18 protein-coding genes, 1 tRNA gene and 1 pseudogene are annotated in these 20914 nt (G+C 69.4%); 8 read left to right on the plus strand and 12 right to left on the minus strand.

Features of this window, described 5'->3' with window-relative positions; translation table 11 throughout:
• Positions 1–79: 79 nt before the first annotated feature.
• The 4 genes from AC5L38_RS08245 to AC5L38_RS08260 all read left to right on the plus strand — a co-directional run bounded on the left by AC5L38_RS08245 (position 80) and on the right by AC5L38_RS08260 (position 3043).
• Positions 80–1318: an IS110 family RNA-guided transposase gene (locus AC5L38_RS08245; protein WP_495242156.1), complete on the plus strand. Its 1239-nt coding sequence runs from the start codon at positions 80–82 to the stop codon at positions 1316–1318.
• A 523-nt stretch (positions 1319–1841) separates the two neighbouring features.
• Positions 1842–2096, plus strand: coding sequence for a hypothetical protein (locus tag AC5L38_RS08250; protein WP_495242157.1), 255 nt, complete (start codon positions 1842–1844; stop codon positions 2094–2096).
• A gap of 222 nt (positions 2097–2318) precedes the next feature.
• Positions 2319–2696 carry a hypothetical protein gene (locus tag AC5L38_RS08255; RefSeq protein WP_495242158.1) on the plus strand — a complete coding sequence of 126 codons (378 nt, stop codon included), beginning with the start codon at positions 2319–2321 and terminating at the stop codon, positions 2694–2696.
• Between the two features lie 77 nt (positions 2697–2773).
• Positions 2774–3043 (plus strand): hypothetical protein, encoded by a 270-nt coding sequence (locus AC5L38_RS08260; RefSeq protein ID WP_495242159.1) that lies wholly within the window; start codon positions 2774–2776, stop codon positions 3041–3043.
• Between the two features lie 555 nt (positions 3044–3598).
• Here the strand turns inward: AC5L38_RS08260 and AC5L38_RS08265 are convergent.
• Positions 3599–3680: transfer RNA gene (locus tag AC5L38_RS08265), tRNA-Tyr, on the minus strand.
• Between the two features lie 489 nt (positions 3681–4169).
• On the opposite strand from AC5L38_RS08265, the gene AC5L38_RS08270 reads away from it, so the two are divergent.
• From AC5L38_RS08270 to AC5L38_RS08280, 3 genes are all read left to right on the plus strand, one after another.
• Positions 4170–4664: a YajQ family cyclic di-GMP-binding protein gene (locus tag AC5L38_RS08270; protein ID WP_389918980.1), complete on the plus strand. Its 495-nt coding sequence runs from the start codon at positions 4170–4172 to the stop codon at positions 4662–4664.
• 307 nt (positions 4665–4971) lie between these two features.
• The gene (locus AC5L38_RS08275; protein ID WP_495242160.1) at positions 4972–5547 is read left to right on the plus strand and encodes a pyridoxamine 5'-phosphate oxidase family protein; all 576 of its coding nucleotides are present in this window, start codon (positions 4972–4974) and stop codon (positions 5545–5547) included.
• A 246-nt stretch (positions 5548–5793) separates the two neighbouring features.
• Complete coding sequence (locus AC5L38_RS08280) at positions 5794–6672, plus strand: WD40 repeat domain-containing protein (protein ID WP_495242161.1); 879 nt, start codon at positions 5794–5796, stop codon at positions 6670–6672.
• A 41-nt stretch (positions 6673–6713) separates the two neighbouring features.
• On the opposite strand, the gene htpX is transcribed toward AC5L38_RS08280, so the two are convergent.
• From htpX to AC5L38_RS08315, 7 genes and pseudogenes are all read right to left on the minus strand, one after another.
• Entirely contained in the window at positions 6714–7565 is an 852-nt protein-coding gene (htpX, locus tag AC5L38_RS08285) for a zinc metalloprotease HtpX (protein ID WP_389918989.1), read from the minus strand.
• A 73-nt stretch (positions 7566–7638) separates the two neighbouring features.
• On the minus strand, positions 7639–9414 hold the full coding sequence (locus AC5L38_RS08290) for an NADH-quinone oxidoreductase subunit N (RefSeq protein ID WP_495242162.1): 1776 nt from the start codon (positions 9412–9414) through the stop codon (positions 7639–7641).
• A complete protein-coding gene (locus tag AC5L38_RS08295) occupies positions 9411–11216 on the minus strand; it encodes a complex I subunit 4 family protein (RefSeq protein WP_495242163.1) in 1806 nt (601 codons plus the stop codon). Before AC5L38_RS08295 ends, AC5L38_RS08290 begins: the two co-directional genes overlap by 4 nt.
• Positions 11217–11438: 222 nt before the next feature.
• Positions 11439–13487, minus strand: a complete 2049-nt coding sequence (locus AC5L38_RS08300; protein ID WP_495242164.1) for an NADH-quinone oxidoreductase subunit 5 family protein — start codon at positions 13485–13487, stop codon at positions 11439–11441.
• A 266-nt stretch (positions 13488–13753) separates the two neighbouring features.
• Positions 13754–14035: pseudogene (nuoK, locus tag AC5L38_RS08305) on the minus strand (NADH-quinone oxidoreductase subunit NuoK); the annotation flags it as partial.
• Position 14036: 1 nt separating this feature from the next.
• Entirely contained in the window at positions 14037–14573 is a 537-nt protein-coding gene (locus tag AC5L38_RS08310) for an NADH-quinone oxidoreductase subunit J family protein (protein ID WP_495242165.1), read from the minus strand.
• Entirely contained in the window at positions 14570–15853 is a 1284-nt protein-coding gene (locus AC5L38_RS08315; RefSeq protein WP_495242166.1) for a NuoI/complex I 23 kDa subunit family protein, read from the minus strand. Before AC5L38_RS08315 ends, AC5L38_RS08310 begins: the two co-directional genes overlap by 4 nt.
• Before the next feature lie 309 nt (positions 15854–16162).
• On the opposite strand from AC5L38_RS08315, the gene AC5L38_RS08320 reads away from it, so the two are divergent.
• Positions 16163–17569 (plus strand): serine/threonine-protein kinase, encoded by a 1407-nt coding sequence (locus AC5L38_RS08320; protein WP_495242167.1) that lies wholly within the window; start codon positions 16163–16165, stop codon positions 17567–17569.
• Between the two features lie 13 nt (positions 17570–17582).
• On the opposite strand, the gene AC5L38_RS08325 is transcribed toward AC5L38_RS08320, so the two are convergent.
• The 4 genes from AC5L38_RS08325 to AC5L38_RS08340 form a co-directional block, all read right to left on the minus strand.
• Positions 17583–18521 (minus strand): hypothetical protein, encoded by a 939-nt coding sequence (locus tag AC5L38_RS08325; RefSeq protein ID WP_495242168.1) that lies wholly within the window; start codon positions 18519–18521, stop codon positions 17583–17585.
• A 132-nt stretch (positions 18522–18653) separates the two neighbouring features.
• Positions 18654–19616, minus strand: coding sequence for an NADH-quinone oxidoreductase subunit NuoH (nuoH, locus tag AC5L38_RS08330; protein WP_495242169.1), 963 nt, complete (start codon positions 19614–19616; stop codon positions 18654–18656).
• Positions 19617–19691: 75 nt separating this feature from the next.
• The gene (locus tag AC5L38_RS08335; RefSeq protein ID WP_495242457.1) at positions 19692–20372 is read right to left on the minus strand and encodes an NADH-quinone oxidoreductase subunit C; all 681 of its coding nucleotides are present in this window, start codon (positions 20370–20372) and stop codon (positions 19692–19694) included.
• Positions 20365–20862, minus strand: coding sequence for an NADH-quinone oxidoreductase subunit B (locus AC5L38_RS08340; protein WP_495242170.1), 498 nt, complete (start codon positions 20860–20862; stop codon positions 20365–20367). Before AC5L38_RS08340 ends, AC5L38_RS08335 begins: the two co-directional genes overlap by 8 nt.
• Positions 20863–20914 lie beyond the last annotated feature (52 nt).

Below are 20914 nucleotides of genomic sequence, written 5' to 3' on the forward strand. Positions count from 1 at the left end.
TAGGCCGCAGAGCCTTGTCATTAGGGCGCCGGGTGACTCCGCCATGGGCAGAAAGGTAACCGGATCAGCGGAGGTGACCATGGGAGTGTTCTGCGGCATCGACTGGGCCGAGCGCCATCACGACGTCGCACTGATGGACGAGAGCGGAACGGTGATCGCGCAACGCCGGATCGCTGAGACCGTGCAGGGCTACCAGGAACTACTGGACCTACTCGCCCAAGCCGGCGACCAGGCGGACGACATGATTCCGGTCGCGATCGAAACGCCTCGCGGTCTGCTGGTGGCCTGCCTGCGCGCCTCGGGCCGTCGGGTGTTCGCGATCAACCCGATCAGCGCCTCGCGCTATCGGGAACGGCACGCGGTCTCGCGCAAGAAGTCCGACAGCCAAGACGCGATCGTGCTGGCCGGCATCTTGCGCACCGACATGGCCATGCACCGGCCGCTGCCGGCCGACACTCACCAGGTTCAGGCCTTGGCGGTGCTGGCTCGTGCCCAGCAGGACGCCATCTGGCGGATGCACCGCACCGGCAATGAGCTGCGCTCGGTGCTGCGTGAGTACTTCCCGGCGTTTCTGGAGCTGTTCGCCGGTCAAGACGGCGGAGTGACCTGCCGGGAGGCACGCGCCATCTTGGCCATCGCCCCCACCCCCGCCGCAGGCGGCAGGCTAACCCGGCCACAGATCCGCGCCGCCCTCAAGCGCAGTGGCCGCGTCTACCACCTCGATGCCTGGACCGAGAAGATCCACGCCGGGCTGCGTGTCGACCACCTGCGTCAGCCCGCCCTGGTCGAAGAAGCTTTCGGTCATCAGGCCCTGGCGCTGCTGGCCGTCGTCGATGCCACCTGCTCTTGCGCCGCGGCTCTGCACGAGGCCGCCGTCACGGCGTTCCGTTCCCACCCCGACTACGAGATCATCACCAGTTTCCCCGGCCTGGGTGAGGTGTCCGGAGCCCGGTTGCTCGGCGAGATCGGCGATGACCGCACCCGTTTTGCCGACGCCCGAGCTCTCAAGGCCTACGCCGGCGCAGCACCCATCACCCGCTCCAGCGGACGCAGCCACGCCGTCGTGCACCGAAGGGTGAAAAATCGCCGCCTGGCCGCGGTGGGTTACGTCTGGGCGTTCGCCGCCCTGACCGCCTCACCCGGCGCCCGAGCCCATTACGACCGGCGCAAACACCACGGCGACCGCCACGCCACCGCCCTGCGCAACCTCTACAACCGCTTCCTGGGTTGCCTGTTTCACTGCCTGACCACCCGCCAGAGCTACCAGGAACACACCGCGTTCCCCACCCTCCAGCAGCCCGCAACGGCTCACGGTTGAGCCTCACCATCTGATCGCCGTTACCGCTGGGGGCTTCGCAGCCCCCAGACCCCCGCGCGCCGGAGCAACCACCGACGCGCATCCCGCCGTGCCCGCAATTCGCCGATCGCGTCGGCGGCCACTCCGGACCGACTTGACGCACCCCGCCCATCGGATGTCTCAGCCCTAACCCACCGTGCTCCCTCGCCGACGTGCCCAATAGAGCGGGAAACAGCGGGACACAGGGACGCTTCACGAGGAACGCGACCACTGCGATAAGCTGTTTTTGCTGGTAGACAAAGATCAGTATGAGTCTTTGCAAGCAGGAGATCAGCAGACGCGCTTTCACCTCACAATCGCCCAAGGGTCACGTCACCCATTTAGTTGCAGTTCTAGTTGCAGCCGGGAGCCGTACATGGCGATTCCACGTAGACCAGCATGGTCTGGTGGCTCTGGTGACACCGATTGGTACGGGCAGGATCTGAGCTGCTAATGCGGTTTGAGTAGGTGCCTTGTCTCTTGGCGTGGCAGTTAGGGTCACCATGTGGATGAAGCCCTGGTAAGTGCGGAGAGGTGGCGCGAACAGGTTCGAGCGCGAGGTTCCATCGAGCAGGACCGTGCGGCGCTGGCCCGGCTGATCGAGTACGACCACGATCCGTTCGAGACCGAGCTGTATGAAAGCTCCTCCGATCCGCAGAACCGGTTGGTCGACAAGGCCGAGAGGTCCTACGCCGGTCAGTACGATCGTCGCCTACGCAGGCTGCGAGAGCGTGCTAGGCACGCCAAGGTCGATGAATAGCCGTTGCGGGATATGCGCGGATGATCTTCGGTGGTCGGGGCGGGGAAAGACCTCCCGCCCTGGTGAGAGGCCCTGTCTGCGCTGGGAACGCAGCCCTCTTGAAAACCTCTACGCCCTGGCGGGGCGCTCAGTTCTGAGGTGACTGCCGGTACGCGAGCGTGAGATCGTATGCGGGAGGGGCGAAGCTTGCGTAGATGCGCCGGCCGCGGAAATCCTGTGGTCATGCTCACTGTGCGGCAGCTTCTCGACTACCTCGAAGGTCTCCCCGATGACACTCCCGTGGTGATCGACGTTCGCCCCGGCGATGAGTACGTACGGGTCGAAGACATCGACATCACCACAGAGGAGGACGCGGCAGGAGACCACACACCCACGGGCGTCCAACTCGCGACACGCAGAGTTCAGCGAGACGCACTCCAGCAAGAGCTTGGCGAACTACGCTCGGCGCTCTGCCACACCCTCGGGAAATCTCACAGACAGCCAGGCGGCCCGCAAGGCTTGACGATCATCTCCGTACTCAGCGACAGGGAGATCTTCAGCGAGATCCGACGACTCCGCACGATCGCCGAATCCGTTGAGCAGCGGAGTTTAGAGTCGTGATCACCGTGCCACTGGTCTTGGCGACGGAAAATTCTCTGTGTTCACTCGTGACCAGCCTAGAGCCCAGGCTCCGGGCGTTGCTCATCGCCGACCTCGGGCCCAATGGTGACCCGTTGTGGAGTGCGGATCGGCTGGCCGCAGATGTTCTAGAGACTCTGCCGTTGAACCTGGAGCAGGCGCGCGAGTGGGTGACGGACTGGACCGCGCGACCGCGGCACCAGATGCGCACTCTGCGTACCTGTAAAAATCTGATCAGGCCCATGGAACTGGTCGTCGATCGGTTGACGACAGGACCGGTGCGGACGCAGATCGGACGCTGGATGGATCTCAAAAAGCGTCTGCCGTGACGTGCAATATGCGTGCAATGATCATGAGGGTGAGAGCGGTACAGAAGCGACGAGCCGCAGGTCACGAGCACTGTCACGTCGGGAACGGTCACGTCCTGTAAAACCGCTATGCCTCCGGCGGGGGCACTTCGGTTCCGGGATGATCGACGTTGTGCCACGAAGGCCGTAAGTGGTTGAGGTGGAAGCAGGATCTTCCCGCCTGCCACGTCCCAGGCAAGCCCAACATCTCGACTCCTCCGGATCAAGGCCGTCTGTGATCGTTGGCATCCCATGGCCGAGGAACGTCTACCGGCTGACGCACACGCGAAGACAACCTTGCCCCTCCGTCCCCGCCGAGCTGTTGCCCCTCCGGGGGTGGGACGAGGCAGACGGGAAGATCCGGCGAGGGAAGTGTGCGCGTTCGCGCATGATCCGGAGCTTGATCACGTGCCACAGGCGTGCCAGATCTCACGGGAAGTGGCGGGGAATCACGGGGACTCACGGGGAGTCGTAGATCAGAAACGAAGAAGCCCCCGCACCGCGTTTCCGCTGGTGAGAGGGCTTTTTCTACTGGTGTGGCAGGTGCAGGACTTGAACCTGCGTAGGCTGAGCCGACGGTTTTACAGACCGCTCCCTTTGACCACTCGGGCAACCTGCCGTGTCTTCCGCTTTCGGCGGCGACAGGAAGAAGAATAGCGGACTTCCGGGGGTGACGTGACATCGGCGGAGGGCGCCTCCCGGTAGCCGCTTCCACCAGGACTTTCAGTGTGTACGCCGTCGCTCGTGCCGGCGCTGCGCGGGGCAGGAGTGGCGTGAGAGGTGTGAGAGCTCAAGCGCTGGGTGGAGGAGCGGCGGGAGGTGGCGCGAAGGGGGTGGAGGAGTGGGACACGCCGAGAGGTGGAACGGAAGGCAGGCTAGGGAAAGCAGGAAACAGGGGAAATGGGGCGCGCTGGGGTGGGGTAGGACTCGCGGGCGGTGAGATGGAGACACGCTGCCGCCTCGGCATCGGCGGGAGATGCTGGCTAGGCTGATCCGTTACGTACGCGTCTACCGAACCGGCTCGCGGGCGCCGCCGCGATTCGAGGTTCGCGGCTTTCGGGAGCCGGGCGGCGATTGATAGTTCCAGCAGGTCAGAGGGGATTGAGCTTTGGCGGATTCATCGTTCGACATCGTTAGCAAGATCGACCACCAGGAGGCCGACAACGCGCTGAACCAGACGCTCAAAGAGGTCGGGCACCGGTTCGACTTCAAGGGCACCGGCGCGACCATCGCCTGGTCGGGCGGGCAGAAGGCCGTCGAGATCAAGGCCAACAGCGAGGAGCGCGCCAACGCGGTTCTCGACGTCTTCAAGGACAAGCTGATCAAGCGAGGGCTCTCCCTCAAGATCCTGGACGCGGACGAGCCCAAGCTGTCCGGCAAGGAGTACCGGCTTCTGGTGACCCTCAAGGAGGGCATCGACCAGGAGCACGCCAAGAAGATCTCGAAGATCATTCGCGATGAGGGGCCCAAGGGCGTCAAGGCCCAGATCCAGGGCGAGGAACTGCGGGTGAGCTCGAAGAAGAGGGACGAACTGCAGGAGGTCATCGCCCTCCTCAAGGGTAAGGACCTGGAGATCGCCCTTCAGTTCTCGAACTACCGCTAGCGGATGAGCGGTCGAGACCCCGGCCACCGGTTCCGGGATCCAGCCCGCCGCAGCAGGCGTATCCGGGCACACGGACGAGGGCGCACGCCTTCGCGTGTGCCCCGGCCGCTTCATCCGTCAGGTTCGGCGAGCGGTGCCACGGCTCCCCGCGAGAAGGATCAAGAGCGGGAAGACGATCGAGCGGAAGCGACCTGGCGCGGGAAGGCGACCAAAGCTGAGCGAGGCCGCCGCGAGCGGGGTGCCGCGGTCGCGGGCAACCGCTGGACCCGGCGTCGGTCGGCGAACGACAAAGAATTATCGTCCTGTCATGGGGAAAATTCACGACAGGATCGACGGCCGGCTGCGTGATTTCATCGGAGCGCAGCCGGTCTACTTCGTGGCGACGGCTCCCGAACGGGACGGTCACGTCAACATGTCCCCCAAGGGATACGCCGACACCTTCGCCGTTCTCGACGACACCACCGTCGCCTACCTGGACCTGGACGGCAGCGGGGTGGAGACCATCGCCCACCTGCGCCAGAACGGCCGCATCACGATCATGTTCTGCGCCTTCTCCGGCCCTCCCAACATCCTCCGCCTGTACGGCACCGGCCGTGTCGTCGTACCGGAGGACCCTGACTTCGCAACGCTGATCAAGAACTTCGGCCCGCACCCGGGTGTGCGGTCGATCATCGTCGTCGCCTGCGACCGGATCTCCGACTCCTGTGGCTTCTCGGTACCGTTCATGGCCTTCGACAAGGACCGGACGCTGCTCGACGAGTGGTCGGGACGCAAGGACGTCCAGCAGCGGCGCGCTCACCGGGCGCGGAAGAACCGCGAGAGCATCGACGGCATTCCCGGCCTTTCCCCGGAGGAGACCGACCCGGTCACGCAGCACTCCTGAGACGATCGGCCGCCCCGGACCGGCCCTCGCGAGGAGCCGGTCCGTTCACCCGCGACGGAGGGCTTCGGCGCCCTCCCTGCCGCCGGGTGACCTCCCGGCGGTCGAACGGCACTCACGACGGTCGGATGACACCCACGAAGACACCGCCGACCGGCCTTCCCCGAGGCGTACAGTAAGCCCGTACGCGACGGACGCCCCCCGTTTGTCCGGAAGACTCGGGGGGCCTCAGTGGGGTTGTTCTGCCGCTTGAGCGTTTGCGTCGGCGCGGTCGCCGTGATCGTGGGGGCGGGGGTTCCCGCGGAGGCCGGGCGCGCGAGACCTCCTGTCCGGTACGCGGGACTCGACCGGTGCGTCTGCGCCCCGTGGAAACTCTGGGTACGCGGCGGCGGGGTGGTCCCCCTCCCCGACGCCCGGGTGTTCTCCGTGGGCAGGCAACGAGCACCGCTGGCCCTGTCGCCGAACGGCAGGTATGTCGCGTACTTCCGACTGAGGGGCGGGGCGCTGGTGGTGCGGGGGGTGGGCACCGGCGAGGTGCGCGCGGTACCGGGGGTGACATGGTCGAACGCCATGCGCGTGGCACGGGTCGAACTCTCCCCCGGTGGGCGGTACGCGGTGCTGGGCATCGGCTGGAAACACTGGATCCTGGACACCTACAGCGGGGAGAGCGTCCCGGTGCCGCCCGGCCTGCGACCGTGGAGTTTCAGCCCCGACGCGAAGTTCGTCCTCATGGTGAATGACGCGTTCCAGGCGGGGATCTATTCGATGTCGCCCTTCGCCGAACGGGGGAACGTCCCGGTGGGGGGCGCGCTCGGCCCGGACGGCGAGACCGTCGCCTACTTCACCGCGCGCGACGCGGGGATCCACCTGTGGAACGTCCCCACCGGCGGCATCCCCAGGCGCGACGCCATCGCCGTGCCCGTCGACAGGACCCCGACCCGGATGCGCTGGAACGGCGACGGCCGCCTCGACCTGCAGACGGTCACCCCGCGCAGGATCAGGAAGGGGGGAGGCAGCCGTTACACCTGGTATCGGGTCGACCAGGAGTCGGGCCGCACGAAACGGGTGGGTGGCTTCGTCGTGCCCGGATCCGTCCACAACCCGATCGTCACCGGCCTGACTCCCTGACCCGTCGTGGATCACAAGAGCGGCACAGGGCTGCGAGGAGATCAGCGGCGGTAGCCGGCCATGCGCTCCAGGCGGGCGACACGCTCGGCGGTGGGCGGGTGGGTGGAGAACATCCGGCCGATCCCGGCGCCGCGGAAGGGGTTGGCGATCATCAGGTGGGAGGCGGAGGCGATCCGGCCGTTCTCCGGGAGGGGCAGCTGACGGGTGCCCATCTCGATCTTCCTCAGTGCCGAGGCGAGGGCCAGGGGATCACCCGTCAGCCGGGCACCGGACTCGTCCGCCTGGTACTCGCGGGAGCGGGAGATGGCCATCTGGATCATTCCGGCCGCGACCGGGCCAAGCACGATCATGAGGATCGCGCCGATGAAGCCGGGGCCCTCGTCCTCGTCCCCGCCGCCGAAGAACAGGCCGACGTAGCCGAGGTAAGTGATCATGGTGGCGAACGCGCCGGCCACCGAGGAGATCAGGATGTCGCGGTTGTAGACGTGGGAGAGCTCGTGCCCGATGACCCCGCGCAGCTCGCGCTCGTCGAGGATCTGGGTGATTCCGTAGGTCACGCAGACCGCGGCGTTGCGGGGGTTGCGTCCCGTCGCGAAGGCGTTGGGCTGCATGGTCGGCGAGACGTAGAGCCGGGGCATGGGCTGGCGGGCCTCAGTGGAGAGCTCACGCACGATCCGGTAGAGAACCGGTTGCTCGACCTCACCCACCGGCCGGGCGCGCATGGCCGACAGCGCGATGCGGTCGGAGAAGAAGTAGGCGACGCCGCTGGTCGCCAGCGCGACCAGGACCGCGATCTGCACGCCGACGCCGCCCCCGAACCACGCCCCTACCACGATGATCACCGCGGACAGTGCGCCGAGAAGGATCGCGGTACGCAGACCGTTGTGGTGCACTACACCCCCCTTTCGGTTGATGCTGATTCACCTGTGACAACGTCTCCGGCCAGGTCGAACGTTCCCAGATGGTTCAGCCCGCGGCGATGAGCGCCGCGGGAACGAGATCGAGGACCAGCTGGGGGGCGACCGAGAACGCGATCGCGACGATCCCGGCCATCGCGACCGCCACACTCGCGGGTATCCACCCGGTGCCGCGGCCGCCCGTCTCGGCGCCATCCGCCACGGCGCCGCCCGTCAGGACACCGCCCGTCACGACGCTTCCCGGCATGGCGCTCCCGGTCACGGCGCTTCCCGTAACGGCGCTTCCCGTCACGGCGCCTCTCTTCACGGCGCCCCCGATCGCGGCGGCCTCGGTCACCGGAGCCGGCGTGAAGATCCGCACGACCCAGGCGACGTAGTAGTAGAGGCCCATGACCGTGTTGACCGCCATCACGGCGGCCAGCCAGCCACCGCCCCCGCCGAGGAGCTCCCGGAACACCACGATCTTGGCGAAGAGCCCGGCCAGCCCGGGGGGCAGGCCCGCCAGGCAGATCAGGAAGAAGGCCAGCGCCAGCCCGGCCGCCGGGCTTCGGAACGCCAGGCCCCGGTAGTCGTCCAGCTCCCCCCTGCCCGACCTCCTCGACACCAGCGTGACCACGGCGAACGCCCCGAGGTTCATGGCCGCGTAGAAGACCAGGTAGGCGATCGAGGCGTTCATCGCCTCGTCGTTCCTGATGCCGAGGGGGGCGAGGATGTAGCCCGACTGGGCGACGGACGACCAGGCGAGCAGCCGCACGGCGTGACGCTGGCGCATGGCCAGGAGGTTGCCGACGGTCATGGTCAGCGCGGCGAGGATCGCGACCAGCGGGACCCAGGTGGCCCCCTGACCGCCCAGAGCGACGACCAGGATGAGGATCAGCCCCGCGAACCCCGCCGCCTTGGAGATGACGGAGAGGAGCGCCGCGACGGGGACGGGCGCGCCCTGGTAGACGTCGCCCGCCCACGCGTGGAATGGCACCGCTGCGATCTTGAAGGCGAACCCGGCGAGGACCAGGACCACGGCCACGGTGACCACCGCGGGCAGGTCGTAGGCGATCTGCAGCGAGGAACCGTAGGCGGTGCCGTCGCCGATGCCGCTCTGGCTCGGCCCTGAGCCTGCGGGGACGTCCTGTCTCAGGGCGCGGGCGATCCGGTCGAGGTAGACGGTTCCGGTCGTCCCGTACAGCAGGGAGACCCCGAAGAGCATCACCGCGGTGGAGACCACGGAGACCAGGAAGAGCTTGACCGCCGCCTCGGAACTCCGGCCGTCGTAACGCTTGAGCGCGGTGAGCGCGAACACCGGCAGCGAGACGAGCTCCAGCGCGACCACCAGCATGATCAGATCGCGGGAGGCGGGCAGGGCGACGGCACCTGCCAGCGTGCAGAGCAGCAGGAAGTACCACTCCCCGACGGGGATGTCCCCGGAGGAGAGTTCGGCCGCCGACAGCAGCACCACGACGATCCCGGCGGCCAGCGCGAGCCCCGCGAAGACGAGCGTGAAGTCGTCGACCACGAACGAGCACGGCGCCACGGCCGTCGCGGAGGCGGCCGGCCCGCCGGCCGGAGGGACGATGGCGCCGATCGCCGCGTGAGGGGAGCCGAGCAGCCCCTCGGGCACGCAGAAGGTTCTCAGCGGGTCTCCGGTGCGTACGGCCTGAGAGATCACCACCGCCAGGGCACCGATCACCCCGGCCAGCGTGACCGCGCCGAGTGCCGTCCGGACGTACCGCCTGTGGGGCAGGAAGGCGTCCAGGAGCAGCACGAGCCCGGCGGTGAGAGCGAGGATCAGGGGCGGTGCGACCGCGTAGTAGTCGATCGACTGGATCACGGCGCGCCCACCAGGGTCCGGACCACCGGGTCGGTGAGGAGGAGGAGCGCCTTGGGCCAGAGCCCGAACAGCAGGATCAGAGCGATCAGCGGTGTCCAGGCGGCCAGTTCGTAGCCGGTCACGTCGGGCATGCGCGACCTGCCCGTGCTCGTCGCTCCCGGAACCGCCCGCGAAGTCGCCACCGTAGCCGTCGAAGTTGCCGAACCCGCCGAACCCGCCGGAGTCGCCGGAGTCGTCGGAGTCGCCGGTGGGGAAGTGCCTCCCCCGCCGGCGGTTGTCATGGAGGAACCCTCCTCCCCCGACTCGGCGGTGGGGACACCGCCCTCGTGGCCCCCCTCCTCGCCGGTCGGGCCCGTGGCGGGGAGGCCGCCCGCGGTGGCCGCGGCGAGGACCGGAACGTGGATGGTCTCGGTGCCCCGGCCGTGAGTGACGCGGGAGAGCATGAGCAGGAAGTAGGCGGCGGTCAGCACCGTACCGAGACCTCCGAGGGCCATGAAGACCAGGTAGAGGGGGCGGGACAGACCCGCGGCCGGTTCGAAGGCACCGATGAGGGCCAGCATCTCGCCCCAGAAGCCCGCCAGTCCCGGCAGCCCGAGCGAGGCGACGCAGGCGAAGGTGAGCAGGGAGGCCAGGTGGGGAAGGCGTGTCAGCATGCCACCGCCGAGAGCAGGCATGTCGGAGGTGCCGTAGCGCTCCTTGATCGCTCCGGCGACGAAGAACAACAGGGCGGTGATCAGGCCGTGGGCGATGTTGCCGAACAGGGCACCGTTGACTCCGGCCGGAGTGAGCGTGGCGAAGCCCAGGAGCACGAACCCCATGTGGCCGACCGAGGAGTAGGCGATCATCCTTTTGAGGTCACGCTGGGCGAGGCAGGCCAGCGATCCGTAGACGATGCCGATCACCGCGAAGACCCCGAGCCACGGGGCCGTCGCGGCGGCGCCGTCGGGCAGGATCGGGATGGCGACGCGGACGAAGCCGTACGTGCCCATCTTGAGCAGCACGCCCGCCAGGAGCACCGAGCCGACGGTCGGCGCCTCGGTGTGGGCGTCGGGCAGCCAGGTGTGCAGCGGCCACATCGGCGTCTTGACCGCGAAACCGATGCCGACGGCCAGGAAGGCGATGGTCTGCACCACGGGGGACATACCCGTTCCCCGCGCCCGTGCGAGGGCGGTCATGTCCAGGGTGCCGGTCTGCGACCAGATGAGCAGCAGGCCGAGCAGGAGGACGACCGAGCCGAGCAGGGTGTAGAGGATGAACTTGATCGCCGCCGCGCGACGGGCGCGGCCACCCCAGATGGCGATCACGAAGTACATCGGGATGAGGACGACCTCGAAGAACACGAAGAACAGCAACAGGTCGAGCGCGAGGAAGGTGCCGATCATGCCCACTTCGAGGACGAGCAGCGTGAACACCAGGGCCCGTGGCCGGTTGCCACCGGGCCGGGGCCTCAGCAACTGTCCGGGCCCGTCGGCGCGCCCCCGGCACAGGTAGACGAAGCAGAGGAAGGTCAGCAGCGTGGTCAGCACGACCAGCGGCAGCGAGATCCCGTCCACGCCGAGGTGGAACCTGAGGTCGAGGCCGGGGATCCAGGCCAGGTCGGTCACGAACTGCACCCGAGCGGCGTCGCCATGGTCGAACGCGGCGGCCAGCACCACCGACAGCGCGAACGTGAGGCCGGAGACGACCAGGCCGTGCACCCTGAGCAGCCGCCCCCTGGCCGCGACGTCCGTGCCGAACGGTGCGAGCAGCGCGGCGGCCCCGGCGAGTGGCACGCCGAGCAGCGCGATCAGCACCCAGCTCATGGCGTGGCCACCTCACCGGAGTTCGGCTCCGAGTTCGCCTCGGTGTCCGGTCTTGGGCCCGGCCTCGCCCCCGGTGCCGGGTTCGGGTCCTGGTTCAGGTCCGGGGCCGAGGCCGGGTCCGGTCCTGTGGTCGGTCGCGGAGAGGAGGTCAACGGCGTGTCACCGCCAGACGGATGAGGAGCAGCACGACGAGGGCCACGACGCCCCAGAACAGCAGAGAGATCATCTAAAAATCACCGCCCCGGCCGCGATCATGAGGACTCCGGCCAGCAGGCCGGTGACGTAGAGCTGGGCGTTGCCGTTCTGCACCAGGCGGACCAGCCCGGCCAGGCTCAGGGTCGCCCGGCCCGAGCCGCGTACGGCACCGTCCACCACGCGGCCGTCGGTGCGGACGACAAGGCTCGCGAGGAGCAGCACGGGCCGGACGAACAGCCCGGTGTAGACGGAGTCGACGTGGAACGCCCGCTCGCAGGGGGCCCGGAAGGGCCCGAGCAGGCGAGCCGGGTCGGTCAGGGGGTCGGAGCGCCACACGGCGTAGACCACCCCCGCGCCCAGCAGCGCCACGGCGAGGCTGAGGGCGGCGGCGTCCCAGTGGACGTCGCCGACGCGGGCGAAGCCGAGGAGCAGGGCCGGGACGGCCAGGACGAGAATGGGCCAGCGCATGGTGGCCGGAGCCTCATGAACAGCGGTGTGGACGGTGGTGTGGACGGCGTGAGGGTCGCCGGGCGTGGGCTGGAGCTGGGGCCGGGGAGCACGTTGCCCGAAGAAGGTTCGCAGCCACGCGCGGGTGGCGTAGGCGCCGGTCACCGCGACCGTGGCGAGGGCGCAGCCGTAGAGCAGCAGGGCCGCGGCACTCGTCAGCGACCCCGAGGACAGGGAGCCCTCGATGGCCACCAGCACCTCGTCCTTGCTGAAGAAGCCACTGGCCGGGGGCAGGCCCATCAGGGCGGCGAAGCCGATCGTCATCGCGGCGAAGGTGACGGGAAGCTCCTTCCTGAGGCCTCCCATCGTGCTCATCAGGTTGGAGCCGACCGCGTGGATCACCGCTCCGGCGCAGAGGAAGAGGAGCGCCTTGAAGGCGCCGTGGGTGATCAGGTGGAAGGTCGCGGCACTCCGGGACCCGGCGGCCAGGGCACCGGCCATGTAGGCGAGCTGGCTGATCGTGGAGTAGGCGAGGACGAGTTTGAGGTCGTCCTGGGCCAGGGCCGCCAGGGCCGCGCCGAGCATGCCGACGGCGGCCAGGACCGCGAGAACGTCCAGGGTGGGGCGGGCACCGAGAAAGACCGGGTAGAGCCGGGCGACGACGAAGATGCCCGCGGCGACCATGGTGGCCGCGTGGATGAGGGCACTGATCGGTGTCGGTCCGGCCATCGCGTCGGGGAGCCAGACGTGCAGCGGCACCTGGGCGCTCTTTCCCGCGACCCCGGCGAGCAGCAGCATGGTCGCGGCGATGAGCGTGCCGGACGACATCTCGGGGACCCCGGCGATGACGTCGGCGATCCTGAAGCTGCCCGCCGCCGTCCCGAGGACGAAGATGCCGAACAGGAAACCGACGTCGCCGATGCGGGTGACGAGGAACGCCTTGATCGCCGCTCGCGAGTTGGCCCTGTCTTCCCACCAGTGTCCGACCAGCAGGTACGAGCACAGGCCCATGATCTCCCAGCCCACGTAGAGGACCATGAGGTCGGCCGCGTAGACGACCAGCAGCATGGCGCTGGTGAAGAGGCTGATGAAGGAGCTGTAGGACGGGTAGCGCCGGTCGTCGCGCATGTAACCGACGGAGTAGACCTGCACCGCCAGCGCGACCACGGCCACCAGCACGGCGATCGACGCGGCGAGGCTGTCGACCAGCAGCCCGACCGTGATCGGCACCGAGCCCGTCTCGATGACGGTGAACGTCGCGGTGACACCGTCGATCATCCCCTGAGCCTGCGGCTCGACCGGCGCGGACGAACCGGTTCCCCCGCCGGTGGCCGCCCAGGTGGCGTAGGCCAGCCAGATCGCCAGGGCCGCGGAGACGGCGGTGGGCACCACGGCGATCCAGGCGGCCCGGCGGTTGGCATTCGTGTCGGCGCCGGGCTTGGAGGCGGCGAGCTCGGGGGCGTCGGCCTCGGGGGCGTCGGCCTTGGAGACGCCCGTTTCGGGGATGGCGCTGCCGCCGGTCTCCGGGGGCGTCACGCCGTGGAGATGCCGGGGGAAGCGGGAGCCGAGAAGCCCGGTGGCCGCCGCGAGGAAGGGCAGCAGGATGACGAGCGAGGCAATGGTGATCATGGCGCGTCACCCGGCCTGGTGTCCGCTTCGGATCCGGCCTCGGGTTGGGCCCGCCGCGTGCCGGTCCCGGGCTCGACCTCGGCCTCGGCCTGTGAGCGTGTCTGTGTCTGCGTCTGTGTCCGGGACAGGCTTCGGGACTCGGCCGAGGGCTGGTCTCGGGGTGGGGGGTGGGAACCGGTGTCGGCGGAATCGGTGTGGGCCGGGTCGGTGGGAGCGGTGTCGGTGTCGGTGTCGGTGTCGCCGGAGTCGGACAGGGAGCGGAGGCGGTCGAGGTCGACGGTCCGGCGGTTGCGGTAGAGCGCGAGGATGATCGCGAGACCGAGGCCGACCTCGGCCGCGGCGATCACGATGACGAACAGCGTGAGAACCTGCCCGCCGTGCAGGCGGTCGCGCAACCACACGTCGAAGGCGACCAGGTTGAGGTTGACGGCGTTGAGCATGAGCTCGACGGACATCAGCACGAGGATCGTGTTGCGGCGGGCGAGCACGCCGTACACGCCGATGGAGAACAGCAGCGCCGAGACGACCGCGGGATAGACGACGTGCACGTCAGTCCCTCCCGCGGATGTCCGTGCGGGACAGGACGATGGCGCCGATCAGGGCCGCCAGCAACAGGACCGAGAGCGCCTCGAACGGGAGCACCCAGTTGCGGAAGATGCTGGATCCGAGCTCGCCGGCCGAGCCCGCACCGGGCTCAAGCGGGACGTAGGCCATGCGGAAGCCGTCGACGACGACGGTGACCAGCACGGCCGCGGTGGCGATGGCCACGATCGCCGCGGTCGGACGGTTCGGGCTGTCGAGGTCGGCGCTCCTGCCGATCGGGGCGCGGGTGAGCATGATGCCGAACAGGAGCAGGACCACGACCGCGCCGACGTAGATCAGCACCTGGACCCAGGCGACGAACTCGGCGGTGAGCACCAGATAGCACCCGGCCAGCGCGCCGAAGCAGACGACCAGCCACAGGGCCGCGTGGACGAGCTGCCTGGTGGTCACGACGAGCAGCGCCGACCCGACGGCCATCGCGCCCAGCAGGAGAAAGACGATCTCCTGCCCGGTCGGCGACAGGTAGGACGGCACCTCGGTCACCTCTCCTCCTCGGGCTCTCCACTCGGATCCGTGGGAGGAGTCTGCTCCGGCGTGGCCGCCGCCGGGGGCGCTTCACCCCCGCCTGTGGATAACTTCTCGACGGATGACCTGCCTGTGGACGGGTCGTCCTTCTTCGGCAGGGCGCCCGGTGGCCGGATGGCCCGGACGCTCGCGTGCCCCGCCGAGACGCCTGATCTGGACGGCCTGCCCGGGGACGGGCCGCGCCGGGCGGTCGGCGCGTCGGGGGCACCGGGAGCGGGGGAAGCGGACGACGAAGCCTCGGACGGCGAAGCCCCGGACGACGGGGAAGCGGCCGACGAAGCCCCAGGTGCCGAAGAGGGGGCACCTGGTGTGGACGCTCCAGGACCGGGCCCGGACGCCTCAGGGCTCGGCGGGAGACCGGGTTCGGAACGGGGATCGGCGAGGGAGGCCGGGGCTTCGGGTGGCGAGGCCGACACGCCGGGCGCGGAACCCCCGGGGCCATGCGTGGAGGTCGCGGGACCGGGAGCAGCCGCGGAGCCGGGACCGGCGGTACGGCCAGGACCGGCCGTGGAGCCGGGGTCGGCCGTGGAGCCGGGACCGGCCGTGGAGCCGGGACCGGCCGTGGAACCGGGGCCGGCCGCGGGTCCGGCCTCGGAATCGGGACCGCCCGTGCGGCCAGGGCCGGCCGCGGAGCCGGAAGCGGTAACGGGGCCGGCCGCGGAGCTGAGATCAACCGCACGACCGGGGTCAGCCGCGAGGCCGGGATCGGCCGTGCGGCCAGGACCGGCCGCGGAGCCGGGGCCGGTGGTACGACCGGTTCCGGAGGCGGGCTCGGGCGGCGCGGGGCGGGGGCGGATCGGGCGGGAGGTGGCCGCCAGTTCCTTGGGGGGGTCGGCGTTGGGCTCGTGGGCCGGCGGGAGCGGGACGCTCTGGGCCCAGGTGGCCAGCTTGTCCTTCTCGTGAAGAAGGTTACGGATGTCGCCCTCGGCGTACTCGAACTCCGGAGACCAGAACAGCGCGTCGAAGGGGCAGACCTCGATGCAGATCCCGCAGTACATGCACAGGGAGAAGTCGATCGCGAAGCGGTCGAGCATGTTGCGGGCCCGAGGGCGGCCGCCTTCCGGGGCGGGGAGGGTCTCCTTGTGGGAGTCGATGTAGATGCACCAGTCGGGGCACTCGCGGGCACAGAGCATGCACACCGTGCAGTTCTCCTCGACCAGCGCGATCACCCCCCTGCTCCTCGGGGGCAGCTCCGGCCGGACTTCGGGGTACTGCTGAGTCACCGACCTGCGCAGCATGTGGCGAAGGGTGATGGAAAGTCCCTTCGCCAGTCCCACTCCTGGTATCCGTGCCACAACTCAACATCATGGCGCACAGCGGGGCGCTCGGGAATGCGTGGGCTCCGGAGACCGGCCCGATAAAGGGTGTCAGCGGGGAAACGAGGTTATCCACAGAAGTTATCCACAGACTGTGTGTTCGAGAACCGCTCTCCAACCACGGGCTCACCACCGAAGCGACTGCGGACACCCTGAAAAAATCGTATTGTTCGCCACATGTCCCACCAGCACGGGCCGGCCTGGCAATCGCAACCACCGACGCGATCCAACATGGCACTGAGCGTCATGTGGGCATTGGTACCGCTGCTGACCTGCGGTGTCGGGACGCCGTTCGTCATCGGTCACGCCGCCCGCCGGTTGCGGAGCCCGTTGCTGGCCGTCGCCGCCGCCGCCTACGGCTTCGGCGTCGGCGTTTTCTTGATCATCGCGGCGACCTACGGGGATTCCAACCACACCCCGGTCGCGCTGGACGCCATCGGGACGGTCGGCCTGTTCGGCAGCTGGATCGGCGGGCTGGGCCACGCGCTGATCCTCAGGGGGTCGGTTTTCCCGCGGTGGCCTTCCCAGGAGTTCGCCCCGGGACCGCCTCAAGGCCCGTCCCGGAGGCCTTCGTACCAGACGGGTCCCACCGCACCCTCGATCGTGCACCAGTCCGCCATGCACCCGCCCGCGCAAAGGCCGCAGCCGCACCGGCCGGAGCCCCCGTACCACGGCGGGTATCAGCGGCCGCCGCAGTCTCGCCATGACAGCGGGCCGCCGCGGTACGCGCCCCAGCACCCCCAGCACCCCCAGCACCCCCAGGACCGCTTCACCCACACCTCACACGGCCCCCACGGACCCCAGGCCCCCTTCACACAGGGCCGGCCCGCCTACGCCTCGCAGAACCAGAACGCCGCCCCGGCCCCGCAGGGCTGGCTCGGGCCGTACCGGCTGATCGGCAGCCTGGGGAAGGGCGGCCAGGGAACGGTTCACCTCGCGCTCACCCCGCAGGGGCAGAAGGTCGCGATCAAGGTGCTGCACGAGCACTTCAACGGCAACCAGGTGGTCAGGGAGCGGTTCCTGCGGGAGGTAGAGGCGACGCGCAGGGTGGCGACGTTCTCCACCGCACGGGTGCTCGACGTGAACATCAACGAGGACCAGGCGTACGTCGTCAGCGAGTACGTGGAGGGCGACTCCCTGGAGCAGCTGGTGCGTGACAAGGGCCCGCGCGACGAGGACGGCCTGACCAGGCTCGCCCTGGCCACGGCGGGCGCGCTGGCCGCGATCCACCGGGCCGGCGTGGTGCACCGGGATTTCAAACCGGCCAACGTGCTGATCGGCGCCGACGGCCCCCGCGTGATCGACTTCGGGATCGCCCGAGCCCTCGACCAGGTCACCGCGACGTCGGGCAACATCATGGGCACCCCCGCCTACATGTCCCCCGAGCAGCTCTCGGGCGAGACGGTCGGGCCGGAGACCGACGTGTTCAGCTGGGCCGCGACCATGATCTTCGCCGCCTCGGGGAAGGTGGCCTTCGGGGAGGACACCATCCCCGCGATCCTGAACCGGGTGATCAACCACCACCCGGACCTGGCGGCCCTGCCCCACTCACTGCGCCCGCTGGCCGCCTCCTGCCTGGACAAGAGGCCGGGCAACCGGCCCACGGCCGCCGACATCATGCTGCGGATCGTGCAATAGCGGGACACCCGCCTCAGGGGACCGCGTCCTTCGCCCGGGCCGTCAGGTCCAGGTACTCGTCGCGGGTCAGCGCGCGGATCTCCAGCTCCAGGCCGTTCCCGGTGGCGAAGCGCTCGACGTCCGCGGGGTCCCAGTGTCCCGGCAGGTGGAACAGCTCCCCGCCCACCATCAGGCCGGTCACCCCGGACTCCGCCGAGTACAGCAGCAGCTCGGACGCGTCCAGCTCGCGGGTCCTGCGCGCGGTCTCCAGCAGCAGGCGGCCGTGGACGATCACCAGGCGGCAGTGCGGCTGGCCCTCGCGCCTGATCACACGCCCCTGGGCGGTCTGGTTGCGGGACCTGCGGCGGCCGACCCCGACCACGACGACGGCCCCGACGACCGTCAGCGCGGCCAGCACCAGGGCGGCGATCCCGAGCGCGCCCATCCCCCGGGTGACGTCGGCGCGGGTCTCGGTCAGGTTGAGGAGCACGAGCGCCACGAAGACCGCCCCGTAGGCGAGCACCGCCCACATGAGCACGTACAGCAGTTGCTCGCGCCACCACACCTTCGGCGAGCTCAGGGGCGGCCTGAGGCTTCTGGCGCCGGGGACGCGCATGCGTGGCAGGGGCGCCGGGGCCCGGCGCCAGGTCACCGCGCGCCACCTCGGGGACCTGCGGGCGAGGGCGACCCTGGCCCGCTGCGGGGTCTCGAACGCCCGGAACTCGAACTCCAGCCCGTTGTCCGCGGCGAACGCCTTCACCGCCTTCTTCGACCGGGATCCCGGGGCCTCCAGCATGACCAGGCCGGCCTCGTCGAGCACCGCCAGGCCGTATCTCGTCCTTCCCCTGCCGGGATAGCCGAAGATCAGCAGCGTGCTCGCCCGGCCCTCTCCGGCGAGCGGCAGCCGCACCGGCGGATGTTCCGGCACATCGACGACCAGTTCATCCTTTTCCACGGCAAGCGCGAGGGTCATGCGTTCCGTCCTTGGCAGGTGGTGTCACAGAGTGTATTTACTCCCTGCCCTGCGTGGGCGCTTCGAACGTCAGATCGTTCGGTACGGCGGCCCGGAAGGTACGGAAACGGCCCGGAAGGAAGGAGCTCGTGCTCATCCCACGGCGATCCTGACGACTCCCGTCAGCGCCAGCTGGACCAGGGCCAGCGGTACCAGGCCGATCCAGGCGAGCCGCTGCAGCTGGTCCTCGCGCAGGCGGGGATAGCTCACCCGGAGCCAGATGACCACGAAGACCAGCAGAAAGACCTTGAGGAGCATCCACACCGGCCCCGGCAGGAACGGGCCGTGCCAGCCACCGAGGAAGAGCACGCTGGTGAGCGCGGAGATCACGATGATCCCGGCGTACTCGGCCAGCATGAACAGGGCGAACCTCATGCCGGTGTACTCGGTCATCGGGCCCATGATGATCTCGGAGTCGGCGATCGGCATGTCGAACGGCGGGCGGCGGAGCTCGGCGAGCCCCGCGACGAAGAAGACCACGCCGCCGATCGCCTGCCAGGGCAGCCACCACCACTGCCAGGCCTCCACGATGCCCGGCAGGGAGAGCGTGCCCGCCGCCATCGCGACGCTGGAGGCCGCGAGGACCAGCGGCAGCTCGTACGACATGAGCTGGGCCGCCGAACGCATCCCGCCCAGGACGGAGTACTTGTTGCCCGAGGACCACCCGGCCATGATCGAGCCGAGCACGCCGACCCCCATCACGGCGAGGACGAAGAACAGCCCGGCGTCCAGGTCGACCCCGACCAGGCCGGGTCCGACCGGGATGACGACCATCACCAGGAGATAGGGGACCAGCGCGACACCGGGGGCCAGGGTGAAGACCCGGCGGTCGGCGGCGGTCGGGATCACCTGCTCCTTCTGCATGAACTTGACCCCGTCGGCGATCAGCTGGGCCCAGCCGTGGAAGCCTCCGGCGTACATGGGACCGAGGCGCGACTGCATATGCGCCATGACCTTGTGCTCCATCTGCCCGGCGACCAGCGGCAGCACCAGGAAGATCGCGACGATCACGACGAGCCGTACCGCGGCGTCGAGCACCTCGGCGATCACGGGCACCTCCGGTCCCCCGGGGAAACGCCCCGGCCGTCACGGGTATCGCGGGCTTCGCGGTGGGGCGGCCGCCGGAAGGTCTCAGGCGCCACGTTCGCGCCCCCAGTCGGCGGGCACCCCCGGCGGGAGCGTCTTGCGGCGGCTCGGCGAGCCGCCTCCGGACTCCCCGGGCTCCTTGGCCCCCGGCCAGGCCTTGGCGACCCGGGCGGCGAGCACGAAGTCCTTGCGCAGCGGGAAGCCCTCGAAGCCCTCGGGGAGCAGCAGCGGCACCAGGTTCGGATGGCCCTCGAAGACGACGCCGAACATCTCGAAGGTCTCGCGCTCGTGCCAGTCGGCCCCGCGGAAGACGCCGACCGCGCTGGGCAGCCGGGGGTCGGCGCGCGGTACCCGGGTGCGCAGCAGCAGGTGGGCGTGCGAGACGGGTGCGAAGAGGTGCACGACGACCGCGAACGCCTCCGGTGGCTCGTCCACCGCGGTCAGCCAGTCGAAGAACTCGTAGCCCCCGGCCCTGGCGGACTCCAGCAGGCCGATCCAGCCCTCGGGATCCACGTCGACCGTGGTCTGGCCGAAGGACTCCGACACCCGGGCGCCCTCCCCGTACGCGAAACCGTGCACGGAGCCGGACGCGGGCTCGGACGCGGGCTCGGGTGCGGAGCCGGACGCGGGTACGGGCTCGGACGCGGAGGCGGGCGTGAAACCGGACGTGGGACCGGACGCGGGATCGGGCTCGGGTGCGGAGTCAGGTGCGGGCCGGTCAGGCATAGCGTTCACCCAGGTTCTCCGCGGCGATCTTCTCCTGGAGCATCATGATGCCGTGGAGCAGCGCCTCGGGGCGGGGAGGGCAGCCGGGGACGTAGACGTCGACCGGGATGATCTGGTCGACGCCCTTGGTCACGCAGTAGGAGTCCCAGTACGGGCCCCCGGAGTTGGAGCAGGCGCCGAAGGAGATCACATACTTAGGGTCGGGCATCTGCTCGTAGAGCCGCTTGACCGCGGGCGCCATCTTGTCGGTCACCGTGCCTGAGACGATCATCAGGTCCGCCTGCCGGGGGCCGTTGGCGAACGGGATGACTCCGAACCTCATGAAGTCGTGCCTGCTCATCGAGGTCGCGATGAACTCGATCGCGCAACAGGCCAGACCGAAGTTGAACGCCCACAGCGAGTAACGGCGCCCCCAGTTGAGGATGAAGCGCATGGGTTTGGGAGCCAGACGCGAGACTGGCCCCACGGTGGGCATCGGGAGATCCGCCATGGCACGCATTCTCCTTCAGAGTCGGTGTTCGCGCTCGCCCGGCCCTTCGAGC

It is taken from the genome of Streptosporangium nanhuense (assembly GCF_059358815.1).